This window comes from Mycobacterium sp. (genome assembly GCF_050701675.1).
Taxonomy (GTDB): domain Bacteria; phylum Actinomycetota; class Actinomycetes; order Mycobacteriales; family Mycobacteriaceae; genus Mycobacterium.
The window spans coordinates 1-6,526 of the sequence record NZ_JBOGDD010000772.1; the positions used below are offsets into that span (position 1 = coordinate 1).

Here is a 6,526-nt window from a genome sequence, read left to right on the forward strand (position 1 = left end):
ATGCAGGACAGCGCATCGCCCGGCTGCGGCAGCACGGCGAGCGAGCCGACGTCGCAGGGCGCTGCCTGGTTGGTGTGGCCGGGGCTGGTGACCGAGACGCCGGCCACGGGGTTGACCAGGCTGAAGCTGACCGGGACGCCGTCTTCGACGGTGACGCCGGCGCCATCGGTGACCAGCGCGCCGAGCACGCTGGTGAAGCTGCCGTCGCCGTTGTCGGAGCGCTGATCGACGAACAGGTCGACCTGGATGAGGGCGGCCAGCGCGCCGCGCACGGCGACGGTGGCCTGGGTGGTGCGGTTGAGCGCGTCGGTGACGGTCACGACGGCGTTGCCGATCGTGGCGCCGCCGGTGAAGGTGACGGTGTCGCCGTTGCCGACCGTCGTGGCACTGAGGCAGCCGGCGGTGGTCAGCAGGGTGAACGGCGGCCGGGCGCCGCTGACGACGAAGTCCTGGCTGGTGCCGTCGCAGCTGGGCGATCCGGTGACGCCGGCGAGAACGCTCGCCTGCATCGGCGAGATGACCGGCAGTCCGGGCGTATCGGTGGCGGTGGCGGTGGCGGTGGCCGAGGGGGTGAAGGTCTGGGTCGGCGTCGGCGTCAGCGTCGGCGTCGACGTTTCGGTCGGCGTGAGCGTGACCGTGGCGCTCGGCGTCGGGGTGACCGTCGGCCGCTCCGTCTGCGTCGGCGCCGGCAGCACCTGACCGATGTACGACGCGGAGGCGTTGCCGTTGCCGCCGAGCGTGGCCTGGTTCAGCGCCGAAGCCTCGACATCGATTGCCACGACCAGTGTCGAGTCCGGCCCGTTCAGGGCGGCGTCGACAACGAGGAAGGCAAAGGCGTTGAGGCCCGGCACGAGAGAGCCGAAGCTCTGGCCATCCGGCAGGAGGGTCTCGGAGAAGCCCACCAAGGTGACATGATTGTTCCCGGGTCCGGTCAGTCGGACAGAGAGGGTGGTGCCGGCGACCAGCGGGTTGAAGTTCTCGTCGCCGACGAAGAGGAGGAATGCCTGTCCGCCGCCGTTCATGATCGAGAAGGTCGGCGGGTCGAGGACGATGACCGGACTGCCCGAGAAGGTGACGTCGGCGCTGGCGGAGAGCAGGGCGTTGCCGTCCCACACACCCGGCGTCTGGCCGGCATCCCAGATCTGGTTGCCGTTGACGTCGATGAACTTCTCATCGCGATGGTCGTCGTAGCGGCCGTTCAGGTTCGTATCCTGGAACGGTTCGGGGTCGTTCCACTTGCCGTTGCTGTTCTGGTCGGTGAACGGTTCCGGCGGATCGAAGCGATTGTTGCCATCGGTATCGATGAACGGCTCCGGCGCATCGGTGAACGGCTCGTTCGCATCGTGCTGGCCGTTGCCATTGCTGTCGATGAACCCTTCCTCGCCGCGCGTCGTGGCGAGGACGGTGACGATGCCGTTGTCGGGGATCCCGCCCTCGGTGATCAGCGTGGTCGAGGCCCGACCGGACTCGTCGGTGACCACCTGCTGCGCGACGCTGGCACCGTTGGTGGTGAAGTTGACCACCGTCCCCTCCGCCACGGCGTTGCCGAAGCGGTCGTTGAGGAAGGCCGTGATCTCATCCTCCAAGCCGAGGCGCACCAGGCCCGGGACGTTGAGGAACTCGGAAGCGAGGCTGAAGCGCGTCGCCACCGGCAGGCCGCCGGTGATGTTCACCGGGGTAAACTGGTTGAGCACCTCGAAGGTGCCGTCGCCCTCGACATCGACGGCGACGGTCAACTGCACGGCCGTCGCCTGCGAGCCGGCGAACACGGTCAGGGTCACCAGACCGTCCTCGTTCGTCTCGCCCTCGAGCGGCGTGATGCGCACACCGCCGACCGCGGTGAGGAAGAAGCGCACCGGGATGCCGGGGAGGACCGTGTTCTCGCGATTGCGCACGCTGAAGGTGACGAGCGATTGATCGACGCCGCCGCTGGCGCGGACGCCGATGTTCGACGGTTCGACGGTCTCCAGCACGACCGACGAGGGCACATCGAGCCCTGGCGGCGGCGGGATGGCTTGGGACGTGATGGCGATGGGCAGCTGCGTCGCCGCCGTACGGGCGATGCCGCCGCCATAGACGAGGACGTCGAACTCGTCGTCCGCGACCACCGTCCCCGCTGGGATCGTCAGCGTCGCCGAGGCGACGCCGTTCTGGTCGGTGACCACGTTGATGTAGAAGCCGTCGACGCCGGGACGGAAGGACCCGACCGGGCTGTCGAGGGTCATCTTGGCATTGGGTACCGGGTTGCCGTTCGGGTCGCGCACGATGGCGCTGACGATGGTGAGCGCCGACTGCGTCTGCGTCACCGCCACGCTGTCCGGATTGGCCACCGCCACCACATCGAACACAGCGTTGGGCAGCGTCAGGGTGCGGGTCAACGAGGCCTGGCCGGCTTGCGCGGTGATCACCACCTCGGTGCCCGACAGGGCGATCGGGAAGAAGAGACAGGTGGTCGCGTTGCCGGGTTGCGCACGCACCGGAATGCCGGTTTGTGATGCGTACTCCTGGGTGTCGCACGGCGCCTGGCTGTTGGTGACCGGGAAGCCGATGATGGAGATACCCTGCGGCAGCGGATCGCCCGGCGTGAACGGTGCCATGATGAACGACACGGGCGTACCGTCCTCGACGGTGTTGCCCTGCAGGTCGGTGACCTGGGCGGTCAACATCGTGAGCGAGGTGGCGTCGTTGTTGGTCACCGCGAGACGGTTGAGCGAGGTCGAGAGGCGTCCCGGCAGACCGGCGGTGACGGTGATCACGAGCCCGGTCGAAATGATGCAGCGCTCGCCCGGCGTGGCCGGGTTGGTGCACGGCTGGGTGAACTCGTCGCCGAGCGCGGAGGGCACCTCGGCGTCGACCACGATCGAGCCCAAGCCGCTGCCGGCGCGCACCTGGATCTGCGCGTTGCCGGCGCGGTCGCTGTAGGAGACGAAGCGGTTGCGCGGATCGAGGTCGCAGGTGGCACCTGGATCGCACTGATCGCTGTTGTCGCACTGTCGGGCGACCGGCGCCGAGCAGTAGCCGCCGAGCGTGTTGACCGGCAGCAGGAGCGCCCCGACGGCGGTCGTATGTGGTGACAGGGAGAAGCGTACTTCGCCGCGGTCCAGGCGGCCGCCCTGATTGTCGAACACCGTCGCGACCACCGAGCTCTGTTCACGCACGCCGGAGCCGCGCACCCGGATGCGGGTCGGGCTGCCGCTCATGGTGACGCTGGCGGGGGAGCTGTCCTGGCCCGACGGGACGTTGTTGGCATTGCAGGGTTCGCGGCCGTCGACGACGTAGACCTGCACGACGCCTTCGACGCCGCCGGCGCGACTGCGGATGTTGTAGGGAACCACGTTGCCGTTGTCGTCCCTGATCACCGGCACGCCGGCGGGGATCTGCAGCGTCGTGGTGGCGATGCCGTCCTGGCCGTTGACGGTGCGCGCCGTGGCGGTGAGCGGAATTGCCTCGCCGACCGGCGTCAGGAAGAGCACGTCGACGTCGTTGATCGGCCGGTTGTCGCTGTCGAAGATGATCGCGCGCAGCGTCAGGCCGCCGCCGACCTCGGTGCCGCACGTGCTGTCGCTGATCTGCATGAGGATCGTTTCGATCTTGCGGTCGGCCGCGCCGGCGGTGATCTCGAACGAGACCTCGCCGCTGACGGCGCCGGCCAGGGCGGTGACGACCACCTCACCGGGCGCCGCCATGCCGGGGGGAATGAGGATCTCCACCTGGGCGACGCCTTCCTGCGTCGTGCCATCGGGCAGGACGATCCGGCGCGTGGTGGTGGCGATCGGGCGCAGCGTCCCGATCTTCGGGAGGAAATCGAAGATCAGGCTGACATCGTTGACCGGACGGTTGTTCTGATCGAAGGCGAAGGCAAAGACCTGCACCGCCCCGCCCCGCTGCGAGCTGATCGTGAACGGCGAGGTCTCCATGTACAGGGTGCGCACTTCGGAGAGGTCCATCGGCGTCGGCGTCGGGGTGCCGATGCCACCCGCGGTGACCGTCGGGACCGGCGGCGGCGCGCCCTGGACGGAGATGCGCACCGAGACGTTGATGCCCAGGATCGGCACGCTCGCGGTCAGCGTCGCCGAGGCGCCGAAGAGGCCCTCGACCGACCCCGCGAAGATGCCGTCATCGTTGGTGGTGCCTTCGTCGGGAAGGACGCGCAGCGCCGTCGAGCTCGACATGGTCACCAGCGCATCGGCGACCGGCTGGTGCGAGTTGTTGCGCACGGTGACGGTGAACGGGGTCTGCGCGCCGACGCCGATGATGAGCTGGCCGACGCCGATGCAGACGCGGTTGGAGTCGTCGCACACCTCGTTCGGCACCGGCGTCGGGCCGCCGCCCGTCCCGCCGCCGCTGCCGCTGCCGCCACCGCCGCAGCCGGCGAGCAGAGCCATCGACGCAAACGCCACGATTCCAATCAGCCGTCGGCCCATCCCAAATCCCTCCGCAGTCCCCGCTGTCCGCTGGTTGCCGCCGCCAGTGCGCATTACATCCTCACTGAGTGTCGTCGCAGTTGTTGGCGTCGAAGAAGCCGGCGACCAGGCCGGCCTTGACCGTAAAGCCCTGGCCCGTCGAATCACTGGCTTCGAAAGTGACGTTGGTCTGATACGTCTGCGGCACGACGTTGCCCTGAGTCGGCAGACCGGTCAGCGGATCGACACCTGGGCATGTCTTGCCCTCGCCCTTGATCAGCTCCTTGAAGGCGAAGGTGAAGAGAAGGACCTCAACGTCCACCTGGTCGTGGACGCAGTCGTTGCCGAACAAGCAGTCCGTATCGAGCCCGCACTGCTGGTTGGGCTGGTTGCTGCACCGCCCGCCCGGCATGATGATGTTGATGTCCACACTCAATGGCGGCACGCCGCTGCCTGGCACCGACACGGTGTAGCGCTGCAGGCGGATGTCGGCGGTGCCGTTGTTGACGAACTGCGCGATGGCCCGCGTCTGCGTGAAGCTCTCAAAGGTCTCGTCGCCGAAGATGCCGTCTTCGCCGAAGTCGCAGATGGTCGCACAGACATCGACGTCCGCCGAGGTATTGCCGACGATATCCTGTTGTTCGATCCCCTCGCCGGTGAAGCCGAGGAAGGTGAATGTCAGCTCATCGGTGCTGCCGTCCCCGCTGAACCCGGCGCTGCCGCACCCGACCAGACCCACCAGAACACAGAACCCCATGACGTACGTCGTCGTTCGCAACCACCACATAACAGCCTCCGCAAGTACCGTTCGCGCGCCGCGCGCTGGGCGACGCTGCGATCGGTGTTGTCAATGATGCCTTCCGCTCAGTGAGCGCCTCCGGCTTGGGCGAGGATCTCGTCACCGCTCAGCGGCACGAACCGGGTGCGGCCGATGTCCTCGAGACACACGAACTTCACCTTGCCACCTGACATCTTCTTGTCCGTCTCGACGGCGAGCACGAGGTGGCGGCCGATCAGCTCTTCGGGGATTTCCACCGGCAGCCCGGCGCGTTGCAGCAGGGCGATCAGGCGGTCCGCCACCGCCGGCGGGCACACGCCGCGCGCCGCCGAGAGGCGCGCCGCGAAGGCCATGCCGATGGCGATCGCCTCGCCGTGCAGGTAGCCGCGATAGTCGGTCAACATCTCGACCGCATGGCCGACAGTGTGGCCGAAGTTCAGCACCGCCCGGTGGCCGCTCTCGCGTTCGTCCTCACCGACCACCGCCGCCTTGATGGCGCAGTTCTGGCGCACGACTTCGATCAGCAGCGTCTCGTCGAGCGCCATGATCTGGTCGAGCTGCGCTTCGAGCAGGTCGAACAGCGCCGGGCCCAGGATGGCGCCGTGCTTGATCACTTCCGCCATGCCGGCCTGCACCTGGCGGCGCGGCAGGGTGCGCAGCGTGGCGACGTCGATGAACACCAGGCGCGGCTGATGGAAGGCGCCGATCAGGTTCTTGCCGCCCGGATGGTTGACCGCGGTCTTGCCGCCGACGCTCGAGTCGACCTGCGCCAGCAGCGTCGTCGGCACCTGGATGAACGGCACGCCGCGCTGGAAGGTCGCGGCGGTGAAGCCGGCGAGGTCGCCGATCACCCCGCCGCCGAGCGCGATCAGCGGGCAGTCGCGATCGAGGCGGGCGTCGATCAGGCGATCGTAGAGGAAGGCGAGCCAGGCCAGGTTCTTGTGCTCCTCGCCGTCGGGAACCTCGATGAAGGTCGGCTCGAAGCCGGCGGCGCTGAGCGATTGGGCGACGGGATCGCGGTAGTACGACGCGACCACCGGGTTGGTGACGACGGCGGCGCGCCGGCCGAGGCCGAGCTCCTGCAGGCGCGCGCCGAGGCGCGGCAGCGTCCCCGCCCCGATGGCGATCGGGTAGGAGCGCTCGCCCAGGTTGACCATCACGGTCGCGTTGGCCGCCGAGCTCACGCCGGCACCTCGCGGCGCGGCAGGGCGCGCAGCAGCGCTTCGATCTCGTCGACGATGGCGTCGAGCGGCCGGTCGGAGGTATCGACGCTGGCGTCGGCGCGCGCGTAGGCGGCGGCGCGTTCGGCGAGCAGCGCGGCGATGCGCTGCTCGGGGTGGTCGCC

General features: G+C 68.6%; 3 protein-coding genes. All 3 read right to left on the reverse strand.

What is annotated here, in order from left to right; translation table 11 throughout:
- On the reverse strand, positions 1-4,424 hold a 4,424-nt coding region (locus tag ACRDUX_RS23650), incomplete at its 3' end, for an Ig-like domain-containing protein (RefSeq protein WP_526417079.1).
- A 61-nt stretch (positions 4,425-4,485) separates the two neighbouring features.
- Entirely contained in the window at positions 4,486-5,190 is a 705-nt protein-coding gene (locus ACRDUX_RS23655; protein ID WP_526417081.1) for a hypothetical protein, read from the reverse strand.
- A gap of 77 nt (positions 5,191-5,267) precedes the next feature.
- Positions 5,268-6,365, reverse strand: coding sequence for a 3-dehydroquinate synthase (aroB, locus tag ACRDUX_RS23660; protein ID WP_526417083.1), 1,098 nt, complete (start codon positions 6,363-6,365; stop codon positions 5,268-5,270).
- Between the last annotated feature and the right edge of the window lie 161 nt (positions 6,366-6,526).